Annotated in this window: 18 protein-coding genes and 1 pseudogene; 6 read left to right on the forward strand and 13 right to left on the reverse strand. The window is 45.5% G+C overall.

All coding sequences use genetic code 11. The features are described from left to right. Positions 1 to 81 precede the first annotated feature (81 nt). The 5 genes and pseudogenes from efeO (at position 82) to STRDD12_RS05720 (ending at position 4,779) form a co-directional block, all read left to right on the forward strand. Positions 82 to 948: an iron uptake system protein EfeO gene (gene efeO, locus STRDD12_RS05700; protein ID WP_066915994.1), complete on the forward strand. Its 867-nt coding sequence runs from the start codon at positions 82 to 84 to the stop codon at positions 946 to 948. 4 nt (positions 949 to 952) lie between these two features. After that, complete coding sequence (gene efeB, locus STRDD12_RS05705) at positions 953 to 2,185, forward strand: iron uptake transporter deferrochelatase/peroxidase subunit (RefSeq protein ID WP_066915996.1); 1,233 nt, start codon at positions 953 to 955, stop codon at positions 2,183 to 2,185. Next, positions 2,178 to 3,871 (forward strand): annotated as a pseudogene (locus tag STRDD12_RS05710) (FTR1 family protein). The gene efeB and the pseudogene STRDD12_RS05710 overlap by 8 nt, the downstream one beginning before the upstream one ends. Further along, complete coding sequence (tatC, locus tag STRDD12_RS05715) at positions 3,864 to 4,601, forward strand: twin-arginine translocase subunit TatC (protein WP_066915998.1); 738 nt, start codon at positions 3,864 to 3,866, stop codon at positions 4,599 to 4,601. The pseudogene STRDD12_RS05710 and the gene tatC overlap by 8 nt, the downstream one beginning before the upstream one ends. Further along, positions 4,585 to 4,779: a twin-arginine translocase TatA/TatE family subunit gene (locus tag STRDD12_RS05720; RefSeq protein ID WP_066916000.1), complete on the forward strand. Its 195-nt coding sequence runs from the start codon at positions 4,585 to 4,587 to the stop codon at positions 4,777 to 4,779. The genes tatC and STRDD12_RS05720 overlap by 17 nt, the downstream gene beginning before the upstream one ends. 55 nt (positions 4,780 to 4,834) lie before the next feature. Here the strand turns inward: STRDD12_RS05720 and STRDD12_RS05725 are convergent, their stop codons facing one another. From STRDD12_RS05725 to STRDD12_RS05775, 11 genes are all read right to left on the reverse strand, one after another. Next, positions 4,835 to 5,758 carry an ATP-binding cassette domain-containing protein gene (locus tag STRDD12_RS05725; protein ID WP_066916002.1) on the reverse strand — a complete coding sequence of 308 codons (924 nt, stop codon included), beginning with the start codon at positions 5,756 to 5,758 and terminating at the stop codon, positions 4,835 to 4,837. Then, positions 5,751 to 6,824 (reverse strand): ABC transporter ATP-binding protein, encoded by a 1,074-nt coding sequence (locus tag STRDD12_RS05730; RefSeq protein ID WP_066916004.1) that lies wholly within the window; start codon positions 6,822 to 6,824, stop codon positions 5,751 to 5,753. The genes STRDD12_RS05725 and STRDD12_RS05730 overlap by 8 nt, the downstream gene beginning before the upstream one ends. Before the next feature lie 14 nt (positions 6,825 to 6,838). Continuing rightward, the gene (gene oppC, locus STRDD12_RS05735) at positions 6,839 to 7,765 is read right to left on the reverse strand and encodes an oligopeptide ABC transporter permease OppC (protein WP_066916006.1); all 927 of its coding nucleotides are present in this window, start codon (positions 7,763 to 7,765) and stop codon (positions 6,839 to 6,841) included. Continuing rightward, positions 7,765 to 9,267, reverse strand: coding sequence for an ABC transporter permease (locus STRDD12_RS05740; RefSeq protein WP_066916008.1), 1,503 nt, complete (start codon positions 9,265 to 9,267; stop codon positions 7,765 to 7,767). The genes oppC and STRDD12_RS05740 overlap by 1 nt, the downstream gene beginning before the upstream one ends. Before the next feature lie 49 nt (positions 9,268 to 9,316). Next, complete coding sequence (locus STRDD12_RS05745; RefSeq protein ID WP_066916010.1) at positions 9,317 to 11,293, reverse strand: peptide ABC transporter substrate-binding protein; 1,977 nt, start codon at positions 11,291 to 11,293, stop codon at positions 9,317 to 9,319. 270 nt (positions 11,294 to 11,563) lie between these two features. Then, positions 11,564 to 13,384: an acyltransferase family protein gene (locus tag STRDD12_RS05750; RefSeq protein WP_066916012.1), complete on the reverse strand. Its 1,821-nt coding sequence runs from the start codon at positions 13,382 to 13,384 to the stop codon at positions 11,564 to 11,566. After that, complete coding sequence (locus STRDD12_RS05755; protein ID WP_066916014.1) at positions 13,381 to 13,809, reverse strand: MORN repeat-containing protein; 429 nt, start codon at positions 13,807 to 13,809, stop codon at positions 13,381 to 13,383. The genes STRDD12_RS05750 and STRDD12_RS05755 overlap by 4 nt, the downstream gene beginning before the upstream one ends. Next, entirely contained in the window at positions 13,802 to 14,236 is a 435-nt protein-coding gene (locus tag STRDD12_RS05760) for a low molecular weight protein-tyrosine-phosphatase (RefSeq protein ID WP_066916016.1), read from the reverse strand. Before STRDD12_RS05760 ends, STRDD12_RS05755 begins: the two co-directional genes overlap by 8 nt. A 19-nt stretch (positions 14,237 to 14,255) precedes the next feature. Continuing rightward, positions 14,256 to 15,257: a Holliday junction branch migration DNA helicase RuvB gene (gene ruvB, locus STRDD12_RS05765; protein ID WP_066916018.1), complete on the reverse strand. Its 1,002-nt coding sequence runs from the start codon at positions 15,255 to 15,257 to the stop codon at positions 14,256 to 14,258. Between the two features lie 41 nt (positions 15,258 to 15,298). Further along, on the reverse strand, positions 15,299 to 15,763 hold the full coding sequence (tadA, locus tag STRDD12_RS05770) for a tRNA adenosine(34) deaminase TadA (RefSeq protein ID WP_066916020.1): 465 nt from the start codon (positions 15,761 to 15,763) through the stop codon (positions 15,299 to 15,301). Next, complete coding sequence (locus tag STRDD12_RS05775; protein ID WP_066916022.1) at positions 15,763 to 16,536, reverse strand: MBL fold metallo-hydrolase; 774 nt, start codon at positions 16,534 to 16,536, stop codon at positions 15,763 to 15,765. The genes tadA and STRDD12_RS05775 overlap by 1 nt, the downstream gene beginning before the upstream one ends. Positions 16,537 to 16,657: 121 nt before the next feature. Between STRDD12_RS05775 and yaaA the strand changes: the two genes are divergently transcribed. Beyond that, the gene (gene yaaA / locus STRDD12_RS05780) at positions 16,658 to 17,392 is read left to right on the forward strand and encodes a peroxide stress protein YaaA (RefSeq protein WP_082753067.1); all 735 of its coding nucleotides are present in this window, start codon (positions 16,658 to 16,660) and stop codon (positions 17,390 to 17,392) included. A gap of 22 nt (positions 17,393 to 17,414) precedes the next feature. Here yaaA and nrdG read toward each other — a convergent pair whose 3' ends face one another. Together nrdG and STRDD12_RS05790 are read right to left on the reverse strand one after the other, a co-directional pair. After that, positions 17,415 to 18,014 carry an anaerobic ribonucleoside-triphosphate reductase activating protein gene (gene nrdG / locus STRDD12_RS05785; RefSeq protein ID WP_066916029.1) on the reverse strand — a complete coding sequence of 200 codons (600 nt, stop codon included), beginning with the start codon at positions 18,012 to 18,014 and terminating at the stop codon, positions 17,415 to 17,417. Then, on the reverse strand, positions 18,007 to 18,516 hold the full coding sequence (locus STRDD12_RS05790) for a GNAT family N-acetyltransferase (RefSeq protein ID WP_066916031.1): 510 nt from the start codon (positions 18,514 to 18,516) through the stop codon (positions 18,007 to 18,009). Before STRDD12_RS05790 ends, nrdG begins: the two co-directional genes overlap by 8 nt. Between the last annotated feature and the right edge of the window lie 21 nt (positions 18,517 to 18,537).

Raw genomic sequence — 18,537 nt, forward strand, 5'->3', positions numbered from 1 at the left:
TGACTCGTCATTTTGCAGCCTTTGCAGAATGCCCCTGATAGATGGATGTGTCCTCTTGGGACGCACTGAAAGGATATTTTCATGAAAAAATTAGGATTTCTCCTAATCGCTACAGCCCTTGTCGTTGTAGGTTGTAGCAAGCAACCGTCGTCGTCTGCTAGCTCGAGCTCGTCGTCAGTGACCTTGTCTTCATCAGACCAAAAACAGTTGGATAAGGCAACCGCTCAGTACAAGACCTATGTTGAAGAGCAGATTGCGCAACTCTTAACCGACACCGAAACCTTCCGCGATACCCTCAAGGCAGGAAATATTGATGAGGCCAAAAAACAATACCCCCTCATCCGGATGTCTTATGAGCGTTCAGAGCCTTTGGCTGAAAGTTTCTCCGAGCTAGACGAGCGTATCGACAGTCGCTTGGTTGACTACAAAAAGGACAACCAAACTGAGGATGGCTGGCGTGGTTTCCACAAGATTGAGCAAATCCTGTGGGAACAAAACACCACAAACGGAACGGCTGATTATGCTGATCAACTCGTCAACGATGTTAAAGAGCTTAAAGCCAAGGTCGCTACCCTAGACGTGACCCCACAAGCCATGTTGACAGGGGCTGTTGACTTGCTCAACGAAGTCGCTGATAGCAAAATTACTGGTGAAGAAGAAATCTATTCTCACACGGACCTCTACGATTTCCGCGCCAACATCGAGGGTGCTCAAAAAATCTACGAACTCCTCCGTCCCCTCATTCAAAACAAGGACAAGAGTTTGGTGAAAACCCTTGATAGTGAATTCAAAACGGTTAACAGTCTCTTAGACAAACACATGACCGATGACAAACACTACAAATCTTTCACTGAGTTGACCCAAAAAGATACCAAGGAACTCTCCGAAGCGGTAGCAAAACTCGGTGAACCCCTGTCCCAAATGGGCATTATCTTAAACGGGAACTAAAGCCATGACAAAAGACGATTCATTCTTCCACAAAAAAATGGACCGTCGTGAATTTCTCAAAAAAGCAGGTATCGGAGGGGCTGGCCTTGCCATTGGCCTTTCGGGTGCATCTGCTTTTTTCGGTAAACAAGCCTCCGATGAGAAAGCAATCGCTGACGGTGATGAAGCCATTTCTTTTTATGGCAAGCATCAAGCCGGTGTCACGACAGCCATGCAAAAAAACATTTACTTTGTTGTCCTTGATTTGATTGACACAGACAAGGATACCGTCATCCAAATGTTCAAAGATTGGACAGCTTACAGCCAAAAACTAGTGGATGGCGAGTTGGTCAAAAAAGACAATAGCAACGCCTACCTTCCACCAAGTGACACAGGCGAAACAGTCGGACTCAACCCTTATCGCCTTACCCTGACCTTTGGGGTTTCAGCCGACTTCCTAAAAAAGATGGGCCTCGAAAAAAAACGCCCCAAACTCTTTCGTGACATGCCTCCTTTTCCTCGTGAACAATTACAGGAAAAATACACGGGCGGAGATCTCATCATCCAAGCTTGTGCCGACGATGAACAAGTTGCTTTCCACGCCGTGCGAAATCTCGTTCGTAAGGCTAAATACGCTGTTACCATGCGCTGGAGCCAATCAGGCTTTGCGGCCATTGGCGACCGTTTAGAAACACCGCGGAACCTGTTTGGTTTTAAAGACGGCACGGCCAATGTCAAAACAGAAAAAGACTATGACGATGTCATTTGGGTGAAAAGCTCTGACTGGCTCAATGGCGGGACCTATATGGCCGTCCGCCGCGTTCAGATGCTCCTAGACACTTGGGATCGGACAAACCTAAAAGAACAAGAAAACACTTTTGGGCGCTATAAAGACAGTGGCGCACCATTTGGCAAGACCAATGAATTCGACGAGGTCGACCTCAGTCTCAAAGATGACAATGGCGACCCCCTCATTCCAGTAGATGCCCACGTGCGCCTAGCCAAGGAAGCTGGAGTTCCCATCTATCGCCGGTCCTACTCCTATTCAGACGGGATTATCGAGAGCACAGGGCAGTTTGATACGGGCTTGTTGTTCATTTCCTTTCAAAAGGACCCCGAAAACTTCATCAAAATCCAGACCAACCTGGGTAACTTGGACAAGATGAATGAATACACCAAACATGTCGGCAGCGGTCTTTTCGCCTGCTTTGGAGGTATTAAGAAAGGAGAATACATTGGACAAGCACTCTTTGACTAACCGCTGGCTCAAGATTTGGCTCCTTTTGTCACTAAGCCTCCTGTGTTTTCTGACCAGACCTGTTTTTGCCAACGTGGATAGTAGCCTTTATATCAAGATTACTGATGCAACGACTGCCGTTGAAAATGGTGACCAAACCAAGGCCAAAGACCTCGTAGCAGACATTAAGGATAGCTTTGAAGCCATGGCCAACCATGACTCTAAGGCTGGGAAAAAAGTTTCTCAAGCATTGACGATTAAAGGCAAGGTCACCAAAAACAACTGACTGCCATCAGCGCAGCTCTTCTGGCCTTCGACAAGGAGCAAAACCCTGTCGACGCCTCCGCTGAAAAACAACGCCTGGTGAAAAATCTCTCTAGTGATTTTGACCACTTGCAGGCGGCCATCAGTGCCAAGGATTTAAGCGCCACACGCACCGCATTTAAATCCCTCAACAGCACCTGGACAGCCAATGAAAGCATCGTCCGGGACCAAAGCACTGCTTATTACGGCTCCATCGAAACAGCGATTTCTTTCTTGCGTAGCGCTATTGAAACAGAACCAACGGATTTCGCAGACATTCAAACTGCCTTTGATGACCTGCAAACAGAAATTGACAACTTTGTTCAAGGCAAGGCAGCCAGCACCGTTAGCAGTAACCTGACCCTCAAGGACGGTATCAAGCTTTTGCAAAAGGCCCTCAACCAATTTAAGGCTGGTGAGACGGCTAAAGCCAAGGCCAATATGAAGCAATTCATCACGATTTGGCCAACGATTGAAGGAGAAGTCAGCACGCGCGATTCAGCACTTTACACGCGTGTCGAGAGTCAGACGCCTGTTATCATGGTCAAGGGCGGTCAAAAGGCCTATCAAAAACAATTGGAAACCCTCATCAGCGAACTTTCTGCCATCGACACAAGTGCAAACTATGGCGCTTTTGATGTCATGCTCATTCTCTTGCGCGAAGGTATCGAAGCCCTCTTAATTATTATGGCTCTCGTGACTACCCTCAAGGCCTCACGAATGCAAAAGGGCTTGCGCTGGGTCTATGCTGGTGCTCTCCTCGGGATTTTGGCCAGCCTTGCGATTGCTGTCGTTCTCCAATCCTCTGTCTCTAGCGCCGTGTCTTCTGGTACCAGTCGTGAAATTATCGAAGGCTTTGTTGGCTTATTCGCCGTCGTCATGATGATTTTCATTGGGATTTGGCTGCACGGCAAGTCAAACACCAAAAAGTGGCAAGCATTCATGGATAAGCAAATCAAAGCCGTGGCTGCTACAGGTAGTTTCGTTTCCATGTTTGGGCTGAGTTTCCTAGCTGTCTTCCGCGAGGGCGCTGAAACCATTCTCTTTTATGCTGGGATATACCCACGGACGGACAGCTTACAATTTTATGGCGGTATCGCTTTAGCTGTGGCGGTGTTGATTATCCTTGCTCTTGTGCTATCGCGCGCCTCCAACCATATCCAGCCACAAAAAATCTTCTTCTGGCTGACTTGGTTGATTTACGCTTTGGCCTTCAAGATGTTAGGCGTCAGCATCCACGCCTTGCAGTTGACCAATATCGCTCCCAACCATCTGGTTAATGGTTTTCCGACCATCGACTGGGCAGGGATTTACCCCAACCTTGAAGGGCTTAGCGCACAACTGGTCTTTGTCGTGATTATCGCTCTTATCACCTTCAAGAATTGGCGAGATAACCATGACTAGAAACCACAAACAACAGACTCTAGTTGAGCATTTAAGCGAATTTCGTAAACGTTTTATAGCGGTGGTCATCTGCTTCTTTCTTGCCTTTGGCCTTAGCTTTATCTTTTGTGCCGACATTTACCATTTTTTAACACGAGGTTTCCAACAAAAGCTCATCGTTCTCGGACCAAATGATATTCTAGGGATTTATATTTCTCTGGCTAGCCTGATGGCCTTTGTCGTCACTCTCCCTTTTACCGTTTACCAAATTTGGGCTTTTGTGAGACCTGCACTGGAGAAAAGCGAAGCCCGCGCGATTATTCTCTACGTCCCAGCAACCTTTGCCTGTTTTGTCAGTGGCCTCCTCTTTGGTTATTTTCTCATTACCCCTGCAATTCTCAGGGTGCTCCTATCACTGGGACAAGGGCTATTTGAGTTACAATTGACCGCAGAAAATTACCTGGCCTTTGTCCTCCACACGACTGTCCCTGTGGCTTGTCTATTTGAGTTACCAGTGCTTATCAGCTTTTTAACCAGCATCGGACTTGTCACTCCGAGATGGCTCAACCATTACCGGCGTTACGCCTATTTTATCTTACTGGTACTAGCAGTCGTCCTCACACCTGCAGATTTTATTAGTGACATTGCCATGACCGTGCCCCTCATCCTTCTCTATGAACTAAGCGTTCTTTTGAGTTACACCATCACCAAACGCAAAGAAAGGAAGTCTTCCCATGGGAATCTTACGTGATATTGGATTACCTGGCATTATTATTATCGTGCTTGGGGCCCTACTCATCTTTGGCCCTAAACGCTTACCTGAGCTAGGCCAATCTATTGGAAAAATGTTTTCAGAATTCAAAAAAGCGGTCAATGATACCGACAAAGACAGCGACGAAAAAACTGAAAACCGTGATGATAAAGCCTAAGAAAAACAGCTAGGATCAAGTCCTAGCTGTTTTTCTTATACTTGCTTTTTGTCACTTATAATTTTTGACGATAGGCCGCCGCTTCAGCCTCATTCGCCCAAACATAATGGCCTGGCCGAATTTCTACCATAGACGGCTTGTCTTGACTGTAGTCATGCTCATCTGGGTTGTAGACGACCAACTGCTTTTGACGTTCCAATATCGGATCTGGAATAGGCACTGCCGAAAGCAAGGATTTGGTATACGGATGAATCGGATGCAAGAACAATTCTTCTGTTTCAGCTACCTCAACAATATTCCCTCGGTAGATGACCGCAATTCGATCTGAAATAAAGCGCACCACCGATAAATCATGGGCAATAAAGAGGTAAGAAACGCCCCTTTCGCGCTGGAATTTTTTCAACAAGTTGAGCACTTGCGCACGAACGGAAACATCTAAGGCCGAAATCGGCTCATCAGCGATAACCAGGTCAGGATTCATTATCAGAGCCCTGGCAATCCCAATCCGTTGGCGCTGTCCTCCTGAAAACTCATGCGGATAGCGGGTCAAATGTTCTGGCAAAAGTCCGACAGCATTCAACATTTCACGAACCTTGGCTTTACGATCGTCTTCATCGGTAAAGAGGTTAAAGTTGTATAGCCCCTCAGAAATGATGTAATCAATAGTGGCACGGTCGTTGAGACTAGCAGCAGGGTCTTGAAAAATCATCTGAACCCGACGAACCAAGTCCCGACGCTTTTCCTTAGACATATGACCATTGATATCCTCACCCTCAAAGTGAATTTCACCTTTTGAGATTTCGTTTAGACCAATCAAGGCGCGTCCAATTGTCGTTTTCCCTGAGCCAGACTCCCCAACAAGAGAGAGGGTTTCGCCACGATTGATAAAGAAATTCGCATTTTCAACCGCAACAAAGCGTTTTTTCCCTTCTCCGAATGCAATCTCGAGGTCCTTGACCTCAACAATTTTCTCAGCCATTAGACACCTCCTCAATCACCATTTTCTTTTTGATTTTATCATGCAAATGATCAATCACTTCAGGTTTTTCTACCTTAGGCGCTTGGGGATGTAAGAGCCAGGTCTTGGCCCAGTGGGTATCTGTCACTTGAAAAATTGGCGGTTCTTTTTCAAAATCAATGGCCAAGGCATAGTCAGAGCGTAGGGCAAAGGCGTCCCCTTCAATAGGGGTGTACAAGGATGGTGGTGTCCCAGGAATAGAGAACAACTCACCTCCAGCACTAGCCAGTTGCGGTAAACTTGACAGGAGTCCCCAAGTATAGGGATGACGAGGGTCATAAAAGATTTCCTCCACCTGACCAAACTCGACAATTTCGCCGGCATACATGACCGCCACACGATCAGCAATACTCGCAACAACCCCTAAGTCATGGGTGATGAAAATGATGGAGAAATCATACTCCGCTTGCAATTCCTTTAAAAGCGTTAGAATCTGCGCTTGAATCGTAACATCCAAGGCTGTGGTCGGTTCATCACAAATGAGGACATCTGGCCGACAAGCCAAGGCAATGGCAATAACAATCCGCTGACGCATACCACCAGAATATTGGAAAGGGTATTCGTCAAAGCGCTTTTCAGCCTCGGGAATCCCTACCCGCTCCATATAATTGATGGCCAAATCACGCGCTTCTTGTTTACTCTTTTTCTGATGTTTAACGATGACTTCTGCAATCTGGCTACCAATGGTCTTGATGGGGTTCAAGCTGGTCATGGGATCCTGAAAAATGGTTGCAATTTTGGCACCACGGATATGCTCCCAATCCTCATTGCTTTTGATTTGGGTCAATTCTTGTCCACGGTAGTCAATGGAGCCGGATTCAATCCAACCGTTATCCTCTAACATACCGGTAAAGGTCTTGGTCAGAACAGATTTCCCCGAGCCAGATTCTCCAACCAAGGCCAATACTTCATTTTCATAGAGGTCCAAAGTCACCCCACGGATAGCTCGCAAAACACGATTACGAGAGTCGAAGGCGACGACCAAATCTTTAACACTTAAAATGACTTTATCATTAACAGTTGACATGTGACGCCTCCTTTCTAACGGTGGGACCGTGGGTCACTGGCATCGGCAAGATTTTGCCCAACGATAAAGAGCGCCAGTGAGACTAAAATTAAGACAGCTAAAGGAATCCAAAACAGGTAGGCATTCGTCGTTAAATTGGACGAATAAGTGGAAATCAAACGCCCCAAACTAGGTTCTGTCAAAGGCAGTCCTAAACCAAAATAGGACAAAAAGGCTTCATAAGAGATAAAGGCCGGCAACATTTGGCTTGCTGATGTCACAATGACAGAAATCAACTGTGGCAAGATGTTTTTGGTCACAATCTTATGCGTTGGCGTTCCCAAAGTGCGACTAGCCAAGTTGTAGTCCAAATCACGGTAACGTAGGATTTGCACACGAATAAAGTAAGCCGTTCCCAACCAGCCAGTAATACACATGGCAAAAATCAAATTCCAGAAACCAGCCCCCATGGAGTAGGTTAAGACAATGATAATCAGAAGGGCTGGGATATTGGTGATGACATTGTAGACTTCAAGCATAATGCGGTCAAAAGATTTGGAAACACCCCAAAGCCCCCCAATAATAACACCTACCAGAAGGTTGATAAAGGTAGCAATTACCGAAATCAAAATAGAATTTCTCGCACCAAACCAAACCCCATCAAAGAGCGATTGGCCCGTCTTATCCGTCCCAAACCAGTACTTGGCACTTGGCGACAAATAACGTAAGGAGAAATCGTTGATATTACTCACATCATTAAAATTATAACGGGAAAATATCGGGTAGATAAAACTCATGAGGACAATGCCCACCAAGATAAACAACCAGAAAAAGGTTGATTTCTTGCTGAAAAATTGTGTCATGACTGAGCGCCAATAAGAATAGGCCGGCGCATCAATGACTTCCGAGGCGCTTTGGTCAACTTTTACGCGTTTAAATAAGCTCGCATCATAGGTTTGCATTACTTACGCCCCTTTCCAGAAGTAAATGTAATCCGTGGGTCCATCAACATCATGCATAGGTCTCCTAATAACATGGAAATGACAGAAACCACTGTAAAGATAAAGACAATCCCGATAATCATGGCATTGTTGGAGGCCTTAACCGAATCAATCAAAATCTTACCCATACCAGGAAAGGCAAAGATAGATTCGGTCAAAGTTGCCCCACCAATAACGCCAATGATGGCCCCTGGTACACCTGACACAATCGGCACCATGGCATTTTTGAAAATGTGTTTGCGAGAGACTTCAGACTCAGACAAGCCCTTGGCACGCGCAAAGCGGACATAATCACTTGATTGCTGGTCAATCAGGTAGCGCCGTACCCAAACGGCCACTCCAGATAGGGACATAATACCCAAAGATAGAGACGGCAGGACATAAGAACGCCAGTCTAAGGCACCGTACTGGGTGAAGACTGTTGGCAGACCAAAGACATTTGACCCTAAAAAGCGAATGATGTAAATCAAGGCAATAGACGGCAAGGCCATCAAGAAGGTCAAGGCTACCGTGGACACATTATCAAAGGTTTTATTTTTGTAACGCGCCATCAGCATGGCTAAAGGAATCCCTGCCGCATAGGCGATGATGAGGCCAACCAAGCCAATGATTGTTGAGCTGACAACCATAGAAGGGTCTTGGTAGTAGCTTTGCGTCTTGGTATAAGCGTCACCCTTACCAAATTTTTCGATTGCCAAACGATCGGCTAATTGTGGCGATTGATAGGTTCGCGTGTAAATATCGACAGAAGAACGCTTGGTCACACCGGTTGGGAAGGTTTGTTCTTTAATATCTGCTGCCCCTTGCCCATTGTTAATCACATCTAAAACAGCTTGATCCTTGTAACTTGGATAAGAGGTCCCTAGGTTAAAGGTGATAAAGTTTTGGTGAACAAAAGGAAAGATACCATTGAAGTAAAGCATGTAGCGGTGTTGTGTCCCTGAACCAACCAGGGCCCAGCCAATGCTTTTGTCGTTTTCAAAGCGAAGGTAACGCTTGAGGTTTGGATTGGTCTTATCCTGGATTTTCCAAGGATGGTCAATCACAACCAGGTTGGCGTAAAAGTTCCAAACTTGTTCATAAATGGGGATGTTTCGGATAGCATAGTAACCACCTTTTTTAAATTCTCCCAGTTTCCAATCACCGCCCTTTTGCTTGAGAAAGGCTTGATATTTTTTAGTATTAGCCTTTGTATTCTCAGCAGTGATGGATTTGTCCTGACTCTTGGCCTTTTGCAACAAGGTTTTACTATCCCAGTATTGCAGGTAGCCCATTTTTTGGAGAACAGTGCTTTCATAATTGACCTTAGCATCTGGCGTCGCTGTGTTTTTGCTATAGCTAGGGTCTTGCTTAAAGATATAGTTCCTCGGAATCATGGTGTAGACAATGGCATAAACCAGTGTCGTCACCAAAAAGATTGAAAGGAGCGATCGTAAAATACGACCAAAAATATAGTTTTTCATTGGCAATCCTCATGAATGTCGCTAGTTTTTGACGACGTGATAGCTAGGTTTAGTCAACCACGTGTGACGCTAATTCTTCTTGGTAGGCCGCATTGGACTTGATTTTTTTAGCACGCCACTCTTTTTGTCGTTGCAGAAATTCCTTATGGGTAATCAAAGTCTCTTGCAAGCGACGGTATTTGAAGGAGCTCCCTCCACCTTTGTAACCAATCAAAGCGAGACCAGCAGAGTAAGGGACACTGTGCGTGATGATTTCTCCCCCTCCGCCTGAGTAAGTTGGGATAATCAAAGCAGAATCCGTCAAGAATGCCTGAGCCTTGGCGAAGGCCACATAACGCTCTTTGACATTGTCAGTAATGGCATTGGCCTCATCAACCAAGTTAGAGTAGGTGTCCAAACCGACTGTCTCAATCGCTGGATTTCCTGAGTTTGGATCAACGCCCAAGTACTTGGTGGTGTAAGCCGTACTATCATTTGTCACTAGGGTTTGTAGATAGCTGTATGGATCAATGTAGTCTGCCGTCCAACCTGTGACAAAGGTCAAGTCATAATCAGCTTCAGACCCTTGTGTGATATAAAAATCTTTATAATCACTTTCACTTTGTTCGTGAATATCTATGGTAACGTTAGCCTTGCCTAAGACGCTTTCCACAGACTGTTTAAAGGATTTAACATAAGCCATGCCTGTCTCACTCGTAGAGTTCACATTGACGTCCAGGTGAATGGTGCCACTAATCCCTTGAGCTTTTAGAGCTTGTTGCGCACGTTTTAAGGCTGCCACTGCTTTTTCTTTATTGAATAAGCTTTCTTTCGTATCTTCTAAGTTGACCTTATTCCACTGGCTGCCATAAGTGGTCGTTAATTCATTAGAGACTGCCGTGCTAAAGTCCTCTCCATCAATCGTGACAAAACCAGATGGCACAATCATAGAGCGTAAGACCGAATTCGCTGCATTGACACCGATATAATTGCCTGCTGCCGCTGTACGGTCAAAGGCAAAAGTAATGGCCTGACGGAAATCTTTATTGAGAATAGCAGCCTTGGTTGCCGCTTTCTCAGCATCCGTCTTTTTAGAAGTGCTGTTGTAGGTTTTACGGTCAATATTAAAGGTCGCAAACCATGAGGCACTATTTTGTGGATTGGTGTTGAAATACTGTTTGTAATTAGCTACTGCTGCCTTATAGTAAGACGCTGTCGAACTAACCGCTGCCGAGCTGTAGATCCCTTGCTCAAAACCAGAAAAGAAAGACTCGGAGTCACTGCCATCATTATAGGTGAAGTTAACCTCTTCGATGTGGACATTTTTCTTATCCCAATAGTTCGTGTTTTTCATCATTTTGATGGATGATTTCGAGGTGAAACTACTTAAAATGTAAGGACCGTTGTAAAGCAGAGTTGATGGATCGGTTGTTGTCCCAAAACGACTGCCCTGAGCTGCCAAAAATTCTGCATTAACAGGGAACAAAATCATATTGGTCAACTTAGAATTCCAGTAACTCTCCGGCTGCGTCAACGTATACTGTACGGTATACTTGTCTATGGCTTTCACACCCACCGCTGAAAAGTCTGCATTCCCGTTGACATAATCATCTAATCCCACAATTGAATTTTGGATAAGGTAGAGGCCATCAGAACCCGAGTCAGCTGCATGCTTAATGCCCGTCACAAAATCCTGGGCGGTAACTGGCGCATACTGTTCCCCCTCAGAGGTATACCAATACGCCCCTTTCCGAAGCTGGTAAGTATAGGTCAGCCCATCTTTAGAAACTGTCCAGTTTTTAGCCAAGGAATTCACCACATTGCCATACGGGTCCATTTCCATTAACCCGTCAATGAAGTTTGCAGCGTAACCTTGCGTATCTCCACTAGCCGTTGCGAGATAATCCAAGGTATCCGGGTCTGCTGAATAAGACAAATTGTAGATCTTCGTGCTGGACTGCTGGGATTGATTGGCCCCGCAAGCCGCCAAGGTAGCACTGGCGGCTACCGTGACTGCTGCCAGTATGAAACGCTTCATTTTTTTCATGGTCTACTCCTTCGTGAAACCAAACTCATGTGAGATTTCCTTACAATATTCTCTTCAATTATACCTTAATTTTTGAATTTTGTAAATATTTATCAAAATAATATCTCTTAACATTCGTGTTTTAGTTTGTAATTATCTTATCTCTTTATCTTTCGTTCGTTATTTCGCTCACTTGAACTGAAAAACCCCTCAGTTCATTTTGAAAAAGCAGAATAACATAAAAAAGACCAGGGGCATTCCCAGTCTTTGATGCAAATGAAAGTTTATGAGCTAAGCTGCTGTCTTCAAAGGTTTGCTATTAACTTCCGTAAGAGCAGCTTGTAGGGTTTGAACATACAGGGTAGCTCCTGTCGAGATACTGTCACTTGTTGAGCCAAAATGGACACCGTCAGTACCGACCCAGATGGCACTATTGGTTTGCGCCACTTGGTTCCAGTCGGCTACACTAATGTAATCATACTTTTGGGCCAATTCACGCATATAATTTGCTGTTTGATTGACCACCGCATCACTCGATGTTATATAGCGCCCATCATAGGGGGTGACAAAAACTAAATGGTGACCCTTAGGCAGACTGGCAACGATTTGATCCAGGCTTGACTTATAATCATTGACCGTATTGACACCTGTTGCTATGACCACATCCTGAGCCAGAGCGTTGTTTTGCGCATCTGTCTGTAAAATGGACAAGGCCTCATCCAGATTTCGGTTCACTGCGGCATCGACAGAAACATTGCTAATGGAGCTATTCAGCCAATCACTTGCTCTTAGGGCCACAGAGTCCCCGATAATAGTGACACCCGCAGGAACATTGTAACTAGTCGCATTAGCACTATCTGCCAATTGACGGGTTTTGTTCATGGTGTTTTGCTCTTGCTTGATGGTGTTTGTGGTCAAATTCGCCTCAAAGGCACCGACCTTTGGTGCACGTACCAAGACCACTAACATGGCTAAGACCAAAAGCCCCGTTGCACCGTAAAAATACTTTTTATACGGCGAAAGGTCAAAGCTAACCCCCATAAAGGCTGGTGTTTTACCAATTACCATGGGTTCAATGACATAGTAGGAAAGTGTCGAAAAGAGCAGGCAAAGCAAAAGGGTTAGGACAACAGCCAAAAAGGTCGTCGTTACCTGTGACAATATGGTAAATAAGGGCCAGTGAAACAGATAAACCGCATAGCTAATATTAGCAATATAAGTTATCACTTGAGGCTCTTTGCGGTTCGGTAGTTGGTCATTGAGCAACCTCGCCGCATAGATAAAGAGGGCCGAAAACAAACTAGCTAAAAAGAAGCCGACATAGTAGGTCAAACGCGCATTAAAATCAAGCGCAAAGGTAAGCACAAGCAGGATAACTGTGGCTAGCCCCATCACAGACAAGGTACGCTTCAATGACCAGTTCCCCACATTTCTTTTAAAGCGTGCAGTGGTTTCACGCACACCTGAAACCGTTGCCGTGACACTACCGATGAAAAATGGAAAAATATGACTAAAAGTTGAAAAATAGACACTAGACAAGTTACTGGAAAGACTAGCCCCAATCACCATGGTCAAAAGGCTAAGCCCTAAGAAAACAAGGGAGCTCAAAAAGACCAAAGATCGAAAGGCTTGAGGACTCTTGACCCGTTTGGCTAGATACCACAATAACAGCCCCCAGAGGAGGTAAAAATGCACTTCAATCGCTAAAGACCAAGTGTGAACAAACAAGTGGGGGACAAAATTTGACTCGTAAGAACCACCTGTCAATATTTCATAAAAATTGGTCATGAAGCCTAAGGCTGCTGTCAGTTGTCTGCCAATGCTCGCAATGTAATCATTTCTCACCAAGAAGGTAAATGGCAAGGAGATAAGGATGCTCAATAGCAAAGGAGGAACAATTCGATAAAACCTACGACGCAGGTAGCCTAACAGGTCAATTTTGCCCTGCTTTTGATGCTCATCAATCAGTAAGGCTGTGATGAGAAAGCCTGAAAAGGTGAAGAAAACATCCACACCGATGAAGCCACCAGGAAAAGCCCCCGTAAAAAAGTGGTAAAGCAAAACCAGAGATAGGCCGATTACCCGAACAAAAGAAAACCATTGAATTCTCATTTTTTATAAATTCCTTTTTCAAACGTGCCCTTATAAACAGTGCCATCCTCAGTCGTTAAGGTTCCTTGACCATCTGCCTGACCATTTGTAAAATGCCCAACATATTTCCACCCCGTCGCTGAACGATAGGTCCCTTGACCTGAAAAGACACCGTGAGAGAAGTTTCCTTTATAACGATCTCCATTGGCATAGGTCAAGGTCCCCTGACCATCCATGGCATTATTTTGCACTTGTCCCTGATAGGTGATCTTTCCGCCATCGTAGGTCAAGCTTCCCTGACTTTTTACAGAAACAAAAGGGACCGTCAAAGCACATAAAACAATAAAAAGACAGGCAAGCCCTTCAAGGCGTTCCCTTGTCCATTCGATAGCCTTAAAACGTTCCCAAACGGAACGCACAGGTGATTGGGTTTTCTCCTTAGTCATTTTTTCTCTCTTTATCTCGTAAATCTTGGCACCCTTGCCACAATAAGGCAAAGGTTTCTTCGAAGTCTCCTGTATACCAAGGGTCTGGGACATCGCGATCTAGCAATCGGCTAATTTTATGATCATAACGACCAGCTGATAAGTCTTGCAAGTCCGTTAGATTCTGCTGGTCCATCGCGACAATAGTGTCAAAATCTTCCAAATCCTCCACTGTAATCTGTTGCGATCTTTTCTCTGGATTAAAAGGGACCTGGTGGGCGTCCAAAACAGAGCGAGTCCCTGCATGAATAGGATTTCCATGTTCCCACGATGACGTCGCTCGACTTTCGATACGCTCAAAACGCCCATCATTGAGATGGGTCATAATACTTTCAGCCATGGGACTCCGACAGATATTCCCTAAGCAAACAAAACAGATTGACGCCATACCAACTCCCTTACAACTCTTAGTCTTCTTTGAGGTAGGGAATTCCCAAATGGTCGTAAGCTTTCTTAGTCGCCACTCGTCCCGTCCTCGTGCGCATGATAAATCCTTTTTGAATCAGATAGGGTTCGTACATATCTTCCACGGTCTCCCTCTCTTCTGCGATATTAACAGACAAGGTTCCCAGACCAACAGGCCCACCGCCATAAACCTCTATCATCGTGCGAAGAATCTTTTGATCGGTATAATCTAGACCTTCGGGATCGACATCCAAAAGCTCAAGTGCTTTGACAGCAATGTCTTCATTGATTAGGCCGTCTCCGATAATTTGGGCATAATCCCGCACGCGTTTCAAGAGGCGATTGGCCACACGAGGGGTACCCCGAGAGCGCAAGGCCAGTTGCTTGGCCGCTGAGGTGCTTATCCCTACCTCAAAAATCTGTGCTGTCCGTTCCACAATTTCCGTCAAATCCTTTAGATTATAGTATTCCATATGACCGGTAATCCCGAAACGCGCGCGCAAGGGGTTAGACAGCATACCTGCTCGAGTCGTAGCACCAATTAAGGTAAATGGCGGTAAGTCCAAATGAATACTGCGACTGGCTTCGCCACTCCCAATCATGATATCGATGTAATAATCTTCCATGGCGCTATAAAGCACCTCTTCGACAGCCATTGGCATCCGATGAATCTCATCAATAAACAAGACATCACCCGGCTCGAGTTCATTTAAGACGGCCACCAAATCGCCAGCTTTTTCTATCGCAGGCCCAGCCGTCTGACGCAGATTGACCCCCAGTTCATTGGCAATCACAAAAGCCAACGTAGTTTTACCCAGCCCTGGTGGGCCATAAACCAAAACATGGTCAAGGGCTTCGTCACGAGCTTTGGCTGCCTGTATAAAAATGGACAACTGCTCTTTGACCTTATCTTGACCGATGTATTCTCTCAAATACTGCGGGCGCAAAGAGCGTTCTTCAAACATCTCCTCGCCTAAAGCTTCACTATCTATAATTCGTGTCATAGGGATATTATACCAATTTCAGGGAGAAATCTCATGCCCTATTACCTCCTGCTGCGAAAAAAATCACGCATCATCTGGGCGCACTCGTCAGCCATCAGTCCACGTTCTACCTGGACACGGTGATTAAGTCTTGAATCTTCTAAAATTTGGTAAAGGCTGTCCACACCGCCAAATTTTTGATTGGGAGCACCATAAATAACCTGTGGAATTCGCGCCAATCCGATGGCACCACTACACATCACGCAGGGCTCAATCGTCACAAATAAGGTTGTGTCCAGCAAGCGCCATGAGTTTAGGCTGTGATTGGCTTCTTCAATGGCCATTATTTCTGCATGTAAGATGGCGCGTTCTTGTTCTTCCCGCGCATTATGCCCTCGCCCAATAATGACACCCTCTTTTACAATCACACAACCAATTGGGATTTCATTCTTATCACGTGATTTCGCTGCTTCTTTAAGCGCCTCCCCCATAAAGTGGATTTTTTCCGCTTCTGTGTATTCTTGCATTAGTCCCCTACCTGAAAAGAACGGTGAGGTGCCGCTAGATCAACCGGAATCAGTCCAGCATAACCCTGAGCCTCTTGCCGTAGCGCCTCCAAGTGGTCGTCCCCGGTAAATTCAGAAGGTCCAAACTGAGGAAGATGGGTCAACACCAAGCGTTTCACCCCAGCTTCTTGAGCTATCTCACCAGCTTCCTTGCTTGTTAAGTGCGCTATATGACCTTCATTTCCCTCAAAAAAGTACACATCTGCCAAGAAAAGGTCTGCACCTTTGACAAAGTCTACCAGTTCAGGGAAGTAACCCGTATCCCCCGTAAAGACCAGAACCTGACCCGTCTGACGTTCACAAATCCGAAAAGCATAGCAAGGTACAGGATGAACAGTCTTAATAAAACTAATATCAAAAGGCCCAATCGTTTGACCATTTACCACATCATAAGCTTGACCTTGGGAAACATCCGTCAGTGTCAACTTGGCAAATTCTTCTGGATCCTCAGTATGCCCATAAATAGGCAAGATTTTAGGTTCCCACAGATGTTTGGGATAGAGTTGGCGATACTGCCGCAAGACCCCTAAATCGGCCACATGATCGGCATGATAATGGCTAACGATAACCGCGTCAAGTGCCAGTGGAGAAATCTCTTTTTCCAACTCCGTTACCGCACGGCTACCGGCATCCATCAACAGGTTAAACCCATCTTCGGATTGAACCAGAAAGCTCGTTGTACCAGCATCTTGATAGGCATAGCCGCCCCAACAGCCCAAAGTCGTTACTTTCATTGCAATACCCCCTTGCATTGTATTGGTTTCATTATACCAAAAAAAGTGCTTTTCACCGACTTAAACGAGTTAACTTGACAGTTTTATTGACAAGCTTGACAGTTTTATTTACAATCCTAATATGTTAAGTTTTATCATTCCTCCAGCCAAAGAAATGGAACTTCCCTTTTCAAAATCACTTGCTACTTATCCACAGGTGTCAACACCTGTTGTGGATATCTTAACAAGTTTGTCAAGTGATGAATTGGCTCAAGCGTACCAAATAACGCCTCCCGCTGCCGAGCGCGAGTACCACCGCTGGCAAGCGATCGCCAAACAAACAGCCTCTGCCTATCCTGCTCTCTTACTCTACCATGGCTTGATGTATCGTCAGATAGCCAAAGAAAAGTTATCCACAGAACTTGTGGATAATGTGGATAAGTCTCTTTTTATCGCCACCAGCCTCTATGGCATAATCCCTGCCTTAATGCCTATCGTTCCTCACAGGCTAGATTTTCAAACCAGGGTTACTCTCGCCAATCAGCAAACCCTTAAGAACTATTGGCGCCCCCACTACGATAGCTGGGCCGACTCCCAGGAAACAGTCGTTTCACTTCTTTCAAGCGAGTTCGAAGATGTCTTTTCGCCAAATGTCCGCTCCAAGTTTATACGGTTGGACTTCCTAGAAGAGGTCGATGGTCGTTTAAAGAAACACGCCACCATCTCCAAAAAAGCACGCGGTGCCTTTATCAACCAAGTTTTCCTTCAAGACAGTCATCATCTTGAGGATTTAAAGACCATCACAGCTGATGGCTTCATCTATCGTCCAGATTTATCCACAGGTCAAACCTTGGTCTATGTCAGAAATAAATCCTAAAAAAAGCCCGATAAGGGCTTTTTTAGATTAAATCATCTCGTTTTACCTGCTCATAACTTGCGTCACCATCATTTAACTTATCCCAAATCACCACTTGGTTAGCCTTTAGCGATTTTTGAACATCGATAATGCGCTGATTGGAGGAACCGCGGAATTGTAGCATGAGATTTTTTTTGGTACGGTCAAAACGACCATCCACCAAGATATCAATCATCCGCAACAATTCCAATTTATCTGGTGTTTCCAGTAGCATTTCCTCCCAGGTGTAGCCCGTCCATGACCAGATATCCTTGTCCGGCAGTTCGCGCTTAACCCGTTTGACCAAAGGCAGGAGAATACCAGTATTGAGAAAGGGTTCCCCACCCAAAAGGGTTAACCCTTGCACATAAGGTTGGGCCAGGTCTGCCATTATCTGCTCCTCTAGCTCCTGAGTATAGGGAATGCCAGCATTGAAAGACCAGGTAGCGACATTGTAACACCCTTCACAGTGAAACATGCAACCTGCCACATAGAGGGAGTTGCGCACACCCTCGCCGTCTACGAAATTAAAAGCCTTGTAGTCAATGATGCGCCCCTGACTGAGGGCATCACTGGTCCACTCTTGGGGTTTAGGATTATTCATTCTTTGCCTCCACATCTATCCAGTAACGCTCCACACCATCTCGCACATCCTCTAGGACACCACCGTTGGCCAGAATAACTGCACGACTGGCGGGATTATCCTCATGACAAGTCAGCAAGATAGGCTGAATATTTTTCTCGCTAGCAAGCGGAATGCTCTGCTGCAACATTTCTTTGGCAACCCCCTTACCACGCTGACTAGGTCGGACCGAATAGCCAATATGTCCACCTTGGTTGAAGAGATAGTCGTTTAGACGAAGCCGCAGGTTAAGAAAACCAACAGGGATTCCCCCTTCAAATCCGATGAGTTGGATGGCAGGCACCCAGCCATCGGGGAGGTCAAGGCCTGCTTCAGACATGAGATTCGTTGTCAACCAGCTGTCATAGTCAAAGTTATCTGCATCCCAAAAGCCACCGTCATGCAAAGAATTTGCCGCTTCAAATTCAGCCATCATCTCCATAACAGCTTCTTTGTCTTCCATTGTCGGTCTTCTTAGTTTCATGACTGCGCCTTTCTAGATAAA

It is taken from the genome of Streptococcus sp. DD12, assembly GCF_001578885.1.
Lineage (GTDB): Bacteria > Bacillota > Bacilli > Lactobacillales > Streptococcaceae > Streptococcus.

Excerpts from the sequence above, each read along its gene's own strand:
- efeO (WP_066915994.1), top strand. The coding sequence starts at position 82 with ATGAAAAAATTAGGATTTCTCCTAATCGCTACAGCCCTTGTCGTTGTA.
- efeB (WP_066915996.1), top strand. The coding sequence starts at position 953 with ATGACAAAAGACGATTCATTCTTCCACAAAAAAATGGACCGTCGTGAA.
- tatC (WP_066915998.1), top strand. The coding sequence starts at position 3,864 with ATGACTAGAAACCACAAACAACAGACTCTAGTTGAGCATTTAAGCGAA.
- STRDD12_RS05720 (WP_066916000.1), top strand. The coding sequence starts at position 4,585 with ATGGGAATCTTACGTGATATTGGATTACCTGGCATTATTATTATCGTG.
- STRDD12_RS05725 (WP_066916002.1), bottom strand. The coding sequence starts at position 5,758 with ATGGCTGAGAAAATTGTTGAGGTCAAGGACCTCGAGATTGCATTCGGA.
- STRDD12_RS05730 (WP_066916004.1), bottom strand. The coding sequence starts at position 6,824 with ATGTCAACTGTTAATGATAAAGTCATTTTAAGTGTTAAAGATTTGGTC.
- oppC (WP_066916006.1), bottom strand. The coding sequence starts at position 7,765 with ATGCAAACCTATGATGCGAGCTTATTTAAACGCGTAAAAGTTGACCAA.
- STRDD12_RS05740 (WP_066916008.1), bottom strand. The coding sequence starts at position 9,267 with ATGAAAAACTATATTTTTGGTCGTATTTTACGATCGCTCCTTTCAATC.
- STRDD12_RS05745 (WP_066916010.1), bottom strand. The coding sequence starts at position 11,293 with ATGAAAAAAATGAAGCGTTTCATACTGGCAGCAGTCACGGTAGCCGCC.
- STRDD12_RS05750 (WP_066916012.1), bottom strand. The coding sequence starts at position 13,384 with ATGAGAATTCAATGGTTTTCTTTTGTTCGGGTAATCGGCCTATCTCTG.
- STRDD12_RS05755 (WP_066916014.1), bottom strand. The coding sequence starts at position 13,809 with ATGACTAAGGAGAAAACCCAATCACCTGTGCGTTCCGTTTGGGAACGT.
- STRDD12_RS05760 (WP_066916016.1), bottom strand. The coding sequence starts at position 14,236 with ATGGCGTCAATCTGTTTTGTTTGCTTAGGGAATATCTGTCGGAGTCCC.
- ruvB (WP_066916018.1), bottom strand. The coding sequence starts at position 15,257 with ATGACACGAATTATAGATAGTGAAGCTTTAGGCGAGGAGATGTTTGAA.
- tadA (WP_066916020.1), bottom strand. The coding sequence starts at position 15,763 with ATGCAAGAATACACAGAAGCGGAAAAAATCCACTTTATGGGGGAGGCG.
- STRDD12_RS05775 (WP_066916022.1), bottom strand. The coding sequence starts at position 16,536 with ATGAAAGTAACGACTTTGGGCTGTTGGGGCGGCTATGCCTATCAAGAT.
- yaaA (WP_082753067.1), top strand. The coding sequence starts at position 16,658 with ATGTTAAGTTTTATCATTCCTCCAGCCAAAGAAATGGAACTTCCCTTT.
- nrdG (WP_066916029.1), bottom strand. The coding sequence starts at position 18,014 with ATGAATAATCCTAAACCCCAAGAGTGGACCAGTGATGCCCTCAGTCAG.
- STRDD12_RS05790 (WP_066916031.1), bottom strand. The coding sequence starts at position 18,516 with ATGAAACTAAGAAGACCGACAATGGAAGACAAAGAAGCTGTTATGGAG.